This window comes from Candidatus Burkholderia verschuerenii (genome assembly GCF_001189365.1).
GTDB classification, from domain to species: Bacteria; Pseudomonadota; Gammaproteobacteria; order Burkholderiales; family Burkholderiaceae; genus Caballeronia; species Caballeronia verschuerenii.
On sequence record NZ_LFJJ01000062.1, the window covers coordinates 17,032 to 29,705 of the forward strand.

Annotated in this window: 11 protein-coding genes, 1 other RNA gene, 2 pseudogenes and 1 riboswitch; of the genes and pseudogenes, 6 read left to right on the forward strand and 8 right to left on the reverse strand. The window is 63.8% G+C overall.

Features of this window, described 5'->3' with window-relative positions; all coding sequences use genetic code 11:
- Positions 1-3: 3 nt before the first annotated feature.
- From cobC to BVER_RS13235, 6 genes and pseudogenes are all read right to left on the reverse strand, one after another.
- A complete protein-coding gene (cobC, locus tag BVER_RS13210) occupies positions 4-582 on the reverse strand; it encodes an alpha-ribazole phosphatase (RefSeq protein ID WP_050453684.1) in 579 nt (192 codons plus the stop codon).
- A complete protein-coding gene (locus tag BVER_RS13215; protein ID WP_050453685.1) occupies positions 567-1,334 on the reverse strand; it encodes an adenosylcobinamide-GDP ribazoletransferase in 768 nt (255 codons plus the stop codon). The genes cobC and BVER_RS13215 overlap by 16 nt, the downstream gene beginning before the upstream one ends.
- 2 nt (positions 1,335-1,336) lie before the next feature.
- A complete protein-coding gene (gene cobT, locus BVER_RS13220; RefSeq protein WP_050453686.1) occupies positions 1,337-2,386 on the reverse strand; it encodes a nicotinate-nucleotide--dimethylbenzimidazole phosphoribosyltransferase in 1,050 nt (349 codons plus the stop codon).
- Positions 2,387-2,396: 10 nt separating this feature from the next.
- Complete coding sequence (locus tag BVER_RS13225) at positions 2,397-3,167, reverse strand: ABC transporter ATP-binding protein (protein WP_050453698.1); 771 nt, start codon at positions 3,165-3,167, stop codon at positions 2,397-2,399.
- Between the two features lie 23 nt (positions 3,168-3,190).
- Positions 3,191-3,812, reverse strand: a pseudogene (locus tag BVER_RS13230) (iron chelate uptake ABC transporter family permease subunit); the annotation flags it as partial.
- A 26-nt stretch (positions 3,813-3,838) separates the two neighbouring features.
- Positions 3,839-5,701, reverse strand: a complete 1,863-nt coding sequence (locus BVER_RS13235) for a TonB-dependent receptor domain-containing protein (RefSeq protein WP_050453687.1) — start codon at positions 5,699-5,701, stop codon at positions 3,839-3,841.
- A gap of 85 nt (positions 5,702-5,786) precedes the next feature.
- Positions 5,787-6,071, reverse strand: a riboswitch (cobalamin riboswitch).
- 269 nt (positions 6,072-6,340) lie between these two features.
- Here BVER_RS13235 and BVER_RS13240 point away from each other — a divergent pair.
- From BVER_RS13240 to BVER_RS13255, 5 genes are all read left to right on the forward strand, one after another.
- Complete coding sequence (locus tag BVER_RS13240) at positions 6,341-6,721, forward strand: ATPase (RefSeq protein ID WP_050453688.1); 381 nt, start codon at positions 6,341-6,343, stop codon at positions 6,719-6,721.
- Entirely contained in the window at positions 6,718-7,032 is a 315-nt protein-coding gene (locus tag BVER_RS13245; protein ID WP_050453689.1) for a cell division protein ZapA, read from the forward strand. Before BVER_RS13240 ends, BVER_RS13245 begins: the two co-directional genes overlap by 4 nt.
- Positions 7,033-7,152: 120 nt before the next feature.
- Positions 7,153-7,334, forward strand: a non-coding RNA gene (gene ssrS, locus BVER_RS30130) — 6S RNA.
- Positions 7,335-7,417: 83 nt separating this feature from the next.
- Positions 7,418-7,876 (forward strand): EVE domain-containing protein, encoded by a 459-nt coding sequence (locus BVER_RS13250; RefSeq protein WP_050453690.1) that lies wholly within the window; start codon positions 7,418-7,420, stop codon positions 7,874-7,876.
- Between the two features lie 71 nt (positions 7,877-7,947).
- Positions 7,948-8,676, forward strand: coding sequence for an SIMPL domain-containing protein (locus BVER_RS13255; protein WP_157056040.1), 729 nt, complete (start codon positions 7,948-7,950; stop codon positions 8,674-8,676).
- 11 nt (positions 8,677-8,687) lie between these two features.
- On the opposite strand, the gene lgt is transcribed toward BVER_RS13255, so the two are convergent.
- Both lgt and BVER_RS13265 read right to left on the reverse strand, forming a co-directional pair.
- Positions 8,688-9,590, reverse strand: coding sequence for a prolipoprotein diacylglyceryl transferase (gene lgt, locus BVER_RS13260; protein ID WP_050453692.1), 903 nt, complete (start codon positions 9,588-9,590; stop codon positions 8,688-8,690).
- Between the two features lie 35 nt (positions 9,591-9,625).
- Entirely contained in the window at positions 9,626-10,543 is a 918-nt protein-coding gene (locus tag BVER_RS13265) for a LysR family transcriptional regulator (protein WP_050453693.1), read from the reverse strand.
- Positions 10,544-10,658: 115 nt separating this feature from the next.
- On the opposite strand from BVER_RS13265, the pseudogene ilvD reads away from it, so the two are divergent.
- A pseudogene (gene ilvD / locus BVER_RS13270) lies at positions 10,659-12,321 on the forward strand (dihydroxy-acid dehydratase); the annotation flags it as partial.
- Positions 12,322-12,674: the final 353 nt, after the last annotated feature.

Here is a 12,674-nt window from a genome sequence, read left to right on the forward strand (position 1 = left end):
GCGTCACGCGTTCCATCGCGCGAGCGCCCACGTCTCGCCGATACGTTTCAGCCACACGATCCCGCCGAACGCGAGCGGCCATTGCAGCACGTCCGCGCGCGCGATGCCGAGCAGATGCGCCGTCAGCACGCGGATCGCGCCGGCGTGGGCGACGACGTGCAAGGTCGACGCCTCGTCCGTGCAGTGTTGCGCGAACCATTGCTTGACGCGCTGCGCGAATTGCGCCAGGCTCTCGCCGCCATGCGGCCGCGCATGCTCGATATCCGCGGCCCACTCATCGAGCAGCGCGCGATCGACGTCGTCCCACTTGCGCCCTTCCCACGCGCCGAAGTCGATTTCGGCGAGACGCGCATCGACGTGTACAAGCATGCCATCGGATAAAGCGCGCGCCATCGATTCGCAGCGCCGCAGCGGGCTCGTATGCCATCCCGCGACGCAATCCGGCACGCCGAGCGATGTCATGCGCGATCGCGTATCGCGCGCGGACGCGTGGACATCGCGCAGCAACGGCACATCGGTTCGGCCGTAGCAGACGCCTGCATCGACGGCGACTTCGGGATGGCGGATCAGGACGATATCCATGCCAGTGCCATCAGATAAGCCGCGAGTTCGAAGACTTGCTGCGCGAAGCCGAGACAATCGCCCGTGTAGCCGCCGATGCGCCGCACGAAGTAGCGGCCGAGCGCGAAACGCAGCGCGGCCAGCACGACGAACGTCGCGCATGCGAGCTTCGCGTCGAGCCAAAACAGCCACGGCAAGCCGAACAGCGCCGCGATCGTCAGCGATGAAACACTCATGCGTTGCGCGACCGGTTTCGCCTTGCCTTCGGCGCGCACGTAATCGAGCGTGACGAGAAAGCTGATCGCGAAGACGCGGCTCGCGGCGTGCACGGCGACCATCAGCCAGGCGATGCGCGCGGGCGGCATCGTCATGGCGGCGAGCGTCTGCCATTTGAGCGCCAACGCGATCATCAAGGCAATCGCGCCGAACGCGCCGATGCGCGAGTCGTGCATGATGCGCAGCACGTCGTCGCGCGTATAGCCGCCGCCGAAGGCATCGACGCTGTCGGCGAGGCCGTCTTCGTGGAACGCGCCGGTCAGCACCAGCGTCGCGGCCATCGACAGCAACACGGCGACGCCCGCCGGAAACACGCGCATCGCCAGCAGATAGACGAGCGCGCCGACGCCGCCGACCATCGCGCCGACGAGCGGAAAATAGCGCGCCGCCGCGTTCAGATAATCGCGCTCGAAGCCGACCCAGCGCGGCACCGGCACGCGCGTGAAATAGCCGAGCGCGGTGAAGAAATAGCGCAGTTCGTTCTGTGCGCGGCGCATGTTCAGCTTTGCTTGTCCGACACGCCCGCCGACTCGAAGCTCGCCATTTCATCGAGGAAGGCGACGGCCGCGCGCAGGATCGGCAGCGCGAGCGCCGCGCCCGTGCCTTCGCCCAGACGCAGATCGAGTTGCAGCAGCGGCATCGCATCGAAATGCGCGAGCATGCGCCGATGCCCCGCCTCGTTCGATGCATGCGCGAACACGCAATATTCCCGCACCTGCGGCGCGATGGTCGATGCAACCACCAGCGCCGAAGTCGCGATGAAACCGTCGACGAGAATCGTCATGTTGGCTTTGGCGGCGGCGAGGTACGCGCCCGTCATCATCGCGATTTCGAAGCCGCCGAAAGTCGCGAGCGTGTCGATGGCGTCGTCGGCTTTCTGATGCATCGCGAGCGCTTTAGCGAGCACGTCGCGCTTGTGACGCACGCCGCGATCGTCGAGGCCGGTGCCGCGCCCGACGCATTCGTCGATCGATACATCGCACAGCCGGCTCATCAGACACGCCGCCGCCGACGTATTCGCGATGCCCATTTCGCCGAAGCCGATCACGTTCGTCCCGAGCGATGCATGATGCCGAACCCGCGCCGCGCCACGCGCGATAGCTTCGAGCGCGAGCTCGCGCGTCATCGCCGGTTCCCTGGCGAAGTTGCGCGTGCCCGCGCCGAGCGACAGACGCTCGTAACCTTCAAGCGGAATCGGCGCCGCGACGCCTGCATCCACGACTTCGAGCGTCATGCCGACCGATCGCGACAACGCGTTGATCGCCGCGCCGCCCGCGAGGAAATTCGCGACCATCTGCGCCGTCACTTCCTGCGGATACGCACTCACGCCTTCCGCCGCGATGCCGTGATCGGCGGCGAACACGATCATCGCCGGACGCTCGATGCGCGGCTTGAGCGTCCGCTGAATCAGGCCCATCTGCAACGCCAGCGTTTCGAGGCGGCCGAGGCTGCCGGGCGGTTTCGTCTTCGTATCGATGACGCGGCGCAGGTCGGCTTCGATCGAACGGTCGAGGGCGCGGGGCATCGGCATGTCTTGAGCGATGGACATGAGGTTTCCTTTAACGATGTGGGATGAGCGGCACCAGCGCTTCGTGCGCGCCGTCGCGGATCAGGGTGAGCGGATAGCCGAACGCCGCGCTTGCGCGCTCGGGCGTCATCACGTCGTCGACTGCGCCCGCGTGCGCGCCGCCGCGACCGTCGAGCAGCAGCGCGTGCGTCGAAAAACGGCGCGCGAGATTCAGATCGTGGCACGAGAAAATCACCGTGCGTTTTTCATCATGCGCGGTTTGCGAAAGTGCGCTCAGACAGTCGATCTGATGATGCAAGTCCAGATGCGAAAGCGGTTCGTCGAGCAACAGCAGCGGCGCGTTCTGGCACAACACCGCCGCCAGCGCGACGCGTTGGCGTTCGCCGCCCGATAACGTCAGCACGTCGCGCGTAGCGAAATCCGCGAGGCCGAGCCTGTCGAGCGCGGCGGCGCGGTCGTCGGCGCTTTCCCAGCCCCAGCCGGTGAGATGCGGGAAGCGGTTGAGCAACACGGTATCGAGCACGGTCGCGCTGAAGGCGTCGTGGAGCGCTTGCGGCATCAGCGCGCGGGCTTGCGCGAGATCGGCGGCGCGCCATGCGTCGAGCGGGCGATCGTCGAGCGCGATCGTGCCGGATGCGGGCCGCGTCAATCCGGCGAGCACGTTGATGAGCGTCGTCTTGCCCGCGCCGTTCGGTCCGGCGATGCACCATATCTCGCCTTCGCCGATGCTTTGCGTCAGCGCGTCGATGAGCGTGCGCGAACCCGCGCGCAGCGAAATCCGATCGAGATGAAGGCGCGTCATCGCGGCCTCCGCAGCAGCATCCACAGGAACATCGGCACGCCGACGAGCGCGGGCCACGGCGACGCCGATCCGTTCAGATCGCCTGTCAGCCAGAACACCATGCCGCGCAGCCGGTTCTCCGGCGCGATGCTCAAAATCAGCGTGATCAGCGCGCCCCAGCCCGCCGCGATCACCACGCCCGTCAGCAGCAGACGCGGCGATGCATCGTGCTCGCCACGCCGCAGATCCCGATGCGCGAGACCCAGCACCAGCACGATCGATGCAAACGCGCCCGCGCACGCCGCGAGATCGACGCCCCACCACGGCATCGACAGCCAGCATCGCGGCAAGCGCGAAGGCCGCCGCGCCGCCCGATACGCCGAGCACATAGGGTTCCGCCAGCGGATTGCGCAACAGCACCTGCAACAGCGCGCCGCCCAACGCGAGCAGCGCGCCCGACGCGAAGCCCGCCAGCGCGCGCGGCAGACGCAGCGTGAGCACGATGTCATCGGCGATATCGGGCGTGGCCGCGTGCGCGCGCAGCAACGCGCCGAGCGTCCGCGATGCCGGCAGCGCCACGCTGCCGATCATCAGCGACGCGACGAGCACGAGCAGCGCCGCGACGCCGAGCGCGAGCCAGATGGTCGCGGCGCGGCCGGCGTTCATCGATGCGCGCGCGTCAGTCGCGTGGTTCACGACGGATGCCAGCCAAGCGTGACATACGCTCCGCGTCGCGGCGTGTTGTACTGATAGGCAAGCTCATAGTTTCGGTCGAACACGTTGTCGATGCGCGCATCCACGTACCACGCCTTGGTGATGTCGTAGCGTGCCGAAAGATTCATCACGCCGTAGCCCGCGAGATTCGAGCCGTAATCGCTGCGCTCGCCGCTCACGATCCATTCGCCGCCCACGCGCACCGGCCCGATCGAACGATGCGCGCTGAACGACGCAAAACGCCGCGCGCGCCGCACGAGATCCTGATCGTTGGTTTCATCGACGGGATTCTGGAACGTGACGCCCGCGCGCACGTCCGTCTTGCCGATATGCCCTTGCCACGATCCCTCGATGCCCTGCACCTTCGCGCGCCCGACGTTCTGCGCGATAAAGTAGCCGCTGCCGTCGTTCACATAGTCGATCAGATTCGAATAGCGCGTCTGGAACAGCGTCATGCGCAGTACGCCCACTGCGTTCGATGCGTATTGCAACGCGGCCTCGACCGAATGGCTGCGCTCCGGCTGAATCGACGGATTGCCGCTGATCGGATAGTAGAGGTCGTCGACACTCGGCGCGCGAAACGACGCCGCGTAGCTCACGCTGGCGCGCCAGTGCGCGTCGAAGTTGTAGGCGTAGCCCAGATAGTAGCTGTTCGCGCCGCCGAAATCGGAGTATTGGTCGCGGCGGATATTGGCCTGCACGTCGCTTGCGCCGAAGCGGCCCGTGTAGCCTGCATAGACCGAATTCACGTGGCGGTTCGGCGCGGTGAACTGATCGGAATCCAGCGTCTGATCGAGATGCTCGTAACCGGCCACGATCTTGTGATCGTCGCTGAGCTTGAAATCGTTCTGCCACAGATACTGCTGGTTTTCCGAGTTGAACAGGCTCGTATAGACGCCGTTCTGCCGCGGATTCGAGCGGTCCTGCCCTTGCGCGACGGTGAAGTGCGTCGTCCAGAACTCGGTGAGCTTGCCGTTCGCGAACGCCGACATCGAGCGCACGCGGTTATGCGATTCGTTGAGATCGGTCGGCAGGCCGTAGGCATCGTCGTAACTGTTGATGCCGTTCGATTGCAGAAAGCGCACGCCCGCGTCCCAGTTGTCAGTGAACTTGTGGCGCACGATCGCCGCGACGCTTTCGTTCAGATAGCCGTTCGCGTTCGGATTCGCGTTGGGCGCTTTCGCGGGATCGAGCGAGGAAAAGCCGTCGGTCTTTTCGCGCGATACGTCGAAGCTGAAGGTCGTGCGGCCTGCTTTATCCAGCGCGCCGTTGACGCCCGCCGCCTGCCGCTGCGTGTGATAGCTGCCGTATTCGGTTTCGACGTAAAAGCGCTGCGGATGCGGCTCGCCCTCCTTCGTAAAAATTTGCACGACGCCGCCGATCGCGCTCGATCCATACAGCGCCGACACGTTGCCGTTCACCACTTCCATGCGGCCGATCTGATCGCGCATCAGTTGCGACAACTGCGCCGCGCCGAGCGACGCCGATTCGACGCGCACGCCGTCGATCATCACGAGCGACTGCGTCGACGATGCGCCGCGAATGTAGACGCCCGAATTCGCGCCGAGCCCGCCGTTGCGCGTGATCTGCACGCCGGGCGCGAGCCCGAGCAGGCCGAGCGCATCGGGCGCGTTCGAATCGGCGATGTCCTGCGCGTCGAACAGCGTGGTCTGGGGAATCGCATCCGCGAGCGGTTCTTTCGTGCGGGTGGCCGTGACGACGACGGGCGTGAGCGTTGTCGAGGAAGTGTCGTCGTCGGCGTGAGCGACGGATGCGAGCGTCGAGCCGCACAAGGCGACGAGCGCCGCGCGGCCGAATGGCCTTCCGAGAGGCGGTTTCATGCGTGAGGTATTTCCGGTGGAGGCTGGCGCAACCTCGCTCCCCGCAAGGCTTTCGCGCGACGCGCACGCCCGCGCACATGCATTCGGATGCGCTGGACGTTTGGCCGGTATCCGGGCTGACGACACATCGTTCCGCCTTCCCGCGCATCGCGCGCAGTGGCGTGGTCACGTTTCTTGCAGTGCCTTCGCGTGATCAATTTTCACGCTCCGACACCCAAAAACGCGCCTGGAACGACTTGCAACTTGCGTGGCTGTCGCTTACCGTTGCGGTGGCAGCACAGGTTGGCCGATCCGTGACGGATTCCGCTCCTTGTTTCCCGTTTGACTGCGTGCGCGAGAACGCGCGCGCACCAAAACGCGGGAAGTGTAGAAGCGCCGTCCGGGACCGTCAAGAAACGTCATGACGCACTGTCGTACGCGTCGGATTCAGTGCGATAACGAATCGAACTACACGCATGCGCAGCGTTCATATGCGTGGACATGAAATCGCATCGCATCACCTCGATGGATGCCTCATTTCCGCACACGAATGCATCGCGATGCACGCAAGATCGCGTGCTGTTACGTCTCGAAACGAGACATTTATCGGAAGCGCCATCGAACCGCGCTAGAATGCGAGGTCTTTAGAGGACGCAGCACATGCTCAACGAACTCGAATCACTGTCAGGAAACATCGGCCGGCTGATCCAGATCAGCGAGCGCCATAATCAGGCGCGCGCCGCGCTTGAAGCACAACTCGAACAAATGCGCACCGACTTCGCCAACGTGCAGGCCGAACTCGTGCAGATGCGTCAGGAACGCGACGCGCTGCAAAACGAGCGCGACTCGCTCTCCGCGAAGATCGACGATGCGCAAGTGCGCCTCAACGCGATCCTCGAAAAACTGCCGCGCGGCAAATCGGCGCAACACGCCGACGCCGACAATCAGCTCGATCTCCTCGATGCCGAATCTACCGCACATGAGCACGAACACGCGCATGCGGAAATGAACGGTGAGCATCATCACGGAGAAAAGGCATGACGACCAAGCAGATCGAAGTATCCATCCTCGGCCAGCAGTATCGGCTGGCGTGCTCGCCGGAAACCGAAGGCGCGTTGCGCGAAGCCGTCGCGCGCGTCGATGCGGAAATGAACAAGGTGCGCAATGCGAGCAGCGTGCGCGGCACCGATCGCATCGCGGTGATGGCGGCGCTGTCGCTGGCGTCGGAATTGCTTAAGCTGCAGGAAAGCGTGCGTCACGGCGAGGCCTTCCCCGCCGAGGAAATTCGCCGCACCATGCACTCGATGAACGAGCAGCTCGGCGCTGTCATCGCGCAATACGAAACGCACTAAAAGTTCCCAACGCGTGCGCCGAATATCATTAATCGGCGCTCGCCGGCGATCAAAAAAAGAAACCGTCACATACTCGCCAAAGGGCTGCAATGCCCAATTGATTGATTGGTGTACAGTGACGGTTCCCTGCCTGGTTCGCCAAGGTCATATATTCCTTGAACCAATGCTACATTGGCACGGTTGTGGAACCTTGCAGCACGGGCGCGCGCGTCGCTAGTCCGATGTACCCGAAGTGCTGCTTACTGCGACCAATCTTGAACTCAGGTTCAGGATGCCGGCCTAGCGGCTGTGGCGGGGACCCATTCAACGGCATCGGTTTTCCGATGCCGTTTTCATTTGCCGCGCTCTTTCACGCAGCAGCACACAAACGCACACGCACACGACCATGCGCTACTGGCTGATGAAGTCCGAACCGGACGAAGCAAGCATCGATCATCTCGCGCATGCGCCGAAGAAAACCCTGCCGTGGACGGGCGTGCGCAACTATCAGGCGCGCAACTTCATGCGCGATCAGATGCAGATCGGCGACGGCGTGCTGTTCTATCACTCGAGTTGTCCGGAGCCGGGCATCGCGGGTATCGCCAAGGTGTGCTCGACGGCGTATCCCGATCCCACGCAGTTCGACGCCAAGTCGCCTTACTACGATGCGAAATCCACGCAGGAAACGCCGCGCTGGATGCTCGTCGACGTGAAGTACGTGAAGAAGACGCCGCTTATCTCGCTTGCGGCGCTGCGCGAACACGAAGAACTCGCGGACATGCAGGTGCTCGCGCGCGGCAATCGCCTGTCGATCACGCCGGTGACGGACGCGCAGTGGCGCTTTATTACCGAACGACTCGTCTAACGCAGGAACTTACGAATCGAAGGGAACGCCTAAATCCGGTCGCAAATCACGCGATGTACCGGAGTCCTTCGATGATCAACAAAAAAACCGCCGCCGCTTTCGCGCTGCTCGCGATGTCGGGCGCCTCGCTCACCCTCTCTCAAGCCGCCGCCGCGCAGACGGTGGTCAATCAGCAGCCTTCGGGCGTGCTGTCGCTGTCCGCGCAGGCCAGCTCTCAAGTGCCGCAGGATACCGTCGATATCACGCTGTTCTACGAACAGGAAGCGGCCGATTCCTCGTCTCTGACCAACGCGCTCAATCAGCGCGCCGATGCCGCCTTGCGCGAGGCGAAAGGTGTCGACGGTGTGACGGCCAAGAGCGGTTCGTTCAGCGTGTATCCGTCGACCGATCGCGACGGCAAGATTTCCGCGTGGCGCGGGCGCGTCGAGGTCATCCTCGAATCGCACGATTTCGCGGCGGCCTCGAAGCTCGCGGGCAAGATGAGTTCGTCGATGCAGGTGGGCAGCGTCGCGTTCTCGCTGTCGCCGGAAGCGCAGCGCGGCGCCGAGCAGAAGCTCGTCACGCAGGCCATCGACTCGTTCCGCAAGCAGGCGCAAACCGCCGCGCAAGCGTTCGGCTACAGCAATTTCACGATTCGGGAAGTCAATGTCGGACGTGGCGGCATGCAGCCGCGCCCCGTCATGATGATGCAATCGCGCGCGATGGGCGCCGATATGAAGACGGCCGCGCCCATCGCGATGGAAGCCGGCACGACGACCGTCACCGTCGACGTGAACGGCTCCGTGCAGATGGGCCGCTGAGCGCCAACCGCTCAGGCTTGAGCGGATTCGGGCGGCAGGCGCAGATTGCGCTTGACCGCCCAGATCATCATCACGATGCCGGCGATGATCATCGGCAGCGAGAGCCACTGGCCCATCGACAGACCGAAGGTCAGCAGGCCGAGATAATCGTCCGGCTCGCGCGCGAATTCCACCGTGAAGCGCGCGAGGCCGTAACCCATCAGGAACAGCGCGGAAATGGCCCCGACCGGGTGCTGCTTGCGCGCGAACGTCCAGATCACGATAAACAGCACGATGCCTTCCAGCGCGATTTCGTACAACTGCGACGGATGGCGCGGCAGCATGTGATAGCGGTCGAAAATCTCCATCAGATGCCATTTGGCGGCGAGATCGGGATTTTTCGTGAGCCAGACGGCGTCGTCGTTGGTGGAGTTCTGGAACAGCATCGCCCAGGGCGCGTCGAGGTTCGTCACGCGGCCCCACAGTTCGCCGTTGATGAAGTTGCCGAGCCGCCCCGCCGCCAGGCCCAGCGGCACCATCGGCACGACGAAATCCGTCACTTGCAGCCAGGTGCGCTTGCGCTGATAGGCGAAGATCACCATCGCCAGCGTCACGCCGAGAAAGCCGCCGTGGAACGACATGCCGCCTTCCCAGACCTTGAAGACATCGAGCGAATGCGCGGCGTAATAGCTCGCCTTGTAGAACAGCACGTAGCCGATGCGGCCGCCGAGAATCGTGCCGAGCACGCCGTAGAACAGCATGTCGTCGATATCTTTCGCGGTCCAGCCCTGACCCGCGACGTAAGGCAGACGCAAGCGCAGGCGGCCGATCACGATCGCGCTGATGAACGCGACCAGATACATGAGGCCGTACCAGCGCACGGCGAGCGGTCCGAGATGGATCGCGACGGGATCGAAATTGGGATGAATGAGCATCGTGTGTAATTGAGCAAAGCGACTTCAGGGGCGAATCATAAAGCACCGGGCGCGGCCGGCTCCGAACGGACGATCTCGATGAAGCCCGCCAGCACCGGGCTGACTTCCGCCCTGCGCCAAACGAGACCGGTTTCCACGGCCGGCCCCGCGCCGAGCAGAGGACGATACACCACGCCCGTGCGCCGCAGATGACGCAGCGATTCCGGCACCAGCGCGACGCCCATTCCGGCGGACACGAGACTCACGATGGTCTGCATCTGGATCGCCTCCTGCCCGATGCGCGGCGTGAGACCGGCCGCGCCGTAGCAGCCCATAATGATGTCATACAAACCCGGCGCGAGATGTCTCGGGAACACGACCAGCGGCGCGGCGGCCAGATCGTGGAGATCCACGGGCGCGTCCGCGGGCGCGCCGAGTTCGCGCGACTGCTCCTCCGACATCGCGATCACGAGCGGCTCGCGCGCGATCGGCCGATACGACAGCGACATCGCGTGGCGCGGCGGCAGCGGCGGAATAACCAGCCCCGCGTCGATGCGGCCGGCGACGAGTTCCTCGATCTGCACGTCGCTGGTGGCTTCGGTCAGTTGCAGCCGGACGCCCGGATAGCGCGCGCCGAATTCGCGCAGCAGCGCCGGCAGCAGCCCGTAATCGGCCGTCGACACGAACGCCAGCGACAACACGCCCGCCTCGCCGCGCGCCAGCGACTGCGCCAGCGGACGCAGCGCATCGGCCGATGCGAGCAGGCGGCGCACTTCCGGCAGCAGATCCTTGCCGACCGGCGTCAGCTCCACGGTCCGTTTCGTGCGCACGAACAGCGCGACGCCGAGCGCGTCTTCCAGCGCGCGGATCGCCTGCGAGAGCGGCGGCTGCGTCATCGCGAGGCGCGCGGCGGCGCGGCCGAAGTGCATTTCCTCGGCGACGGTCACGAAATAGCGCAGCAGCCGGAGATCCATCGGTATCGATATGTTTTGCGACCTAATAGATCCAGAATAATATATTGGACAGACGTATTGCGGGAGTTGCATTCTTCTCGAACTAGACGAAAAAAGTCCCCTTCAGGAGCACATCATGGCCTTCAATCGCCGCTCGAAAAACATCACCCAGGGCGTCGCGCGCTCGCCCAATCGTTCAATGTTCTACGCCCTCGGTTACTAAGGAAGCAGACTTCGACAAGCCGATGATCGGCGTCGCCAACGGGCATTCGACCATCACGCCGTGCAACGCGGGCCTGCAGCGTCTCGCCGATGCCGCGATCGAATCGATCAAGAAGTTCGACGCCAACCCGCAGGTATTTGGCACGCCGACGATTTCCGACGTGGGCACCGAAGGCATGAAGTACTCGCTCGTGTCGCGCGAGGTGATCGCGGATTGCATCGAGACGGCCGTGCAGGGGCAATGGATGGACGGCGCGGTGGTGATCGGCGGATGCGACAAGAATATGCCGGGCGGGATGATCGGCATGGCGCGCATGAACGTGCCGTCGATCTACGTGTACGGCGGCACCATTCGGCCGGGCAACTGGAAGGGCAAGGACCTGACCATCGTGTCGTCGTTCGAGGCGCTCGGCGAATTCACGGCGGGCCGCATGTCCGACGAGGACTTCAAGGGCATCGAGCAGAACGCGTGTCCGACCACTGGCTCGTGCGGCGGCATGTACACAGCCAACACGATGAGCTCGTCGTTCGAGGCGCTCGGCATGTCGCTGATGTATTCGTCGACGATGGCGAATCCCGATCAGGAGAAGGTCGATTCCGCGGCCGAATCGGCGCGCGTGCTGGTCGAGGCGGTGAAGAAGGATCTGAAGCCGCGCGACATCATCACGAAGAAGTCGATCGAAAACGCCGTCGCGCTGATCATGGCCACGGGCGGCTCGACCAACGCGGTGCTGCATTATCTGGCGATCGCGCATGCGGCCGAGGTGGAGTGGGACATCGACGATTTCGAGCGCATGCGCAAGAAAGTGCCGGTGATCTGCGATCTGAAGCCGTCAGGTCAATATGTCGCGACCGATCTGCACAAGGCGGGCGGCATCCCGCAGGTGCTAAAGATTCTGCTCGATGCGGGCCTGCTGCACGGCGATTGCATGACGATCACGGGACGCACCATCGCCGAAGAACTGAAGGACGTGCCGAGCAAACCCCGCGCCGATCAGAAGGTGATTTTTCCGATCGAGCAGGCGCTCTACAAGGAAGGCCATCTGGCGATTCTGCGCGGCAATCTCGCCGAGGATGGCGCGGTGGCGAAGATCACGGGCTTGAAGAACCCGGTCATCACCGGACCGGCGCGCGTGTTCGACGACGAGCAGAGCGCGCTCGAAGCGATTCTCGCCGACAAGATCAAGGCCGGCGATATTCTCGTGCTGCGCTATCTCGGGCCGCAGGGCGGACCGGGGATGCCGGAGATGCTTGCGCCGACGTCGGCGATTATCGGCAAGGGATTGGGCGAGTCGGTCGGGTTGATTACCGATGGGCGGTTTTCGGGCGACACGTGGGGGATGGTCGTGGGGCACGTTGCGCCGGAGGCTTTTGCCGGCGGCACGATCGGACTCGTGCAGGAGGGCGATTCCGTCACCATCGATGCGCATAAGCTGCTGCTGCAACTGAATGTCGATGATGCGGAGATCGCGCGGCGAAGGGCTGCCTGGACGCGGCCGGCGCCTAAGTACACGCGGGGCGTGTTGGCTAAGTTTGCTACTTTGGCGTTGCCGGCTAATCGGGGGCTGTTACTGGGTGAGTTTTTTTTGCTCGCGCTTTGTGTGGCTTTTGCTGGTGGGCCGGCGGGTCTGTTGGCTTTTATCGTGCTTTTTTGTTCAGTAGCCGCCTCCCCGGCGGGGGGGGGTTACTTTCTTTGCGGCGGCAAAGAAAGTAACCAAAGAAAGCCGCTGTCCGATCCTAAGCACTTTCTTGAGCGGCCCCGGCACTGTATGGCTCTGTTCACATTTGAAGAAATGTGTTTACATCTCATCTTTTGCGTAAGCGATCAAGATGAGTCGAATGTTGCTGACCGATGAGATATGGGGACGACTGGAGTCCATTGTTCCGGGTAAGCCTGGTGATGTGAGTCGGCATGGTGCAGATAATCGGT

What these genes read in the sequence shown, in the direction of transcription:
- BVER_RS13250 (WP_050453690.1), top strand. Translation starts at nt 7,418, where the DNA reads ATGCGCTACTGGCTGATGAAGTCCGAACCGGACGAAGCAAGCATCGAT.
- cobT (WP_050453686.1), bottom strand. Translation starts at nt 2,386, where the DNA reads ATGTCCATCGCTCAAGACATGCCGATGCCCCGCGCCCTCGACCGTTCG.
- BVER_RS13215 (WP_050453685.1), bottom strand. Translation starts at nt 1,334, where the DNA reads ATGCGCCGCGCACAGAACGAACTGCGCTATTTCTTCACCGCGCTCGGC.
- BVER_RS13265 (WP_050453693.1), bottom strand. Translation starts at nt 10,543, where the DNA reads ATGGATCTCCGGCTGCTGCGCTATTTCGTGACCGTCGCCGAGGAAATG.
- BVER_RS13235 (WP_050453687.1), bottom strand. Translation starts at nt 5,701, where the DNA reads ATGAAACCGCCTCTCGGAAGGCCATTCGGCCGCGCGGCGCTCGTCGCC.
- BVER_RS13225 (WP_050453698.1), bottom strand. Translation starts at nt 3,167, where the DNA reads ATGACGCGCCTTCATCTCGATCGGATTTCGCTGCGCGCGGGTTCGCGC.
- lgt (WP_050453692.1), bottom strand. Translation starts at nt 9,590, where the DNA reads ATGCTCATTCATCCCAATTTCGATCCCGTCGCGATCCATCTCGGACCG.
- BVER_RS13240 (WP_050453688.1), top strand. Translation starts at nt 6,341, where the DNA reads ATGCTCAACGAACTCGAATCACTGTCAGGAAACATCGGCCGGCTGATC.
- cobC (WP_050453684.1), bottom strand. Translation starts at nt 582, where the DNA reads ATGGATATCGTCCTGATCCGCCATCCCGAAGTCGCCGTCGATGCAGGC.
- BVER_RS13245 (WP_050453689.1), top strand. Translation starts at nt 6,718, where the DNA reads ATGACGACCAAGCAGATCGAAGTATCCATCCTCGGCCAGCAGTATCGG.
- BVER_RS13255 (WP_157056040.1), top strand. Translation starts at nt 7,948, where the DNA reads ATGATCAACAAAAAAACCGCCGCCGCTTTCGCGCTGCTCGCGATGTCG.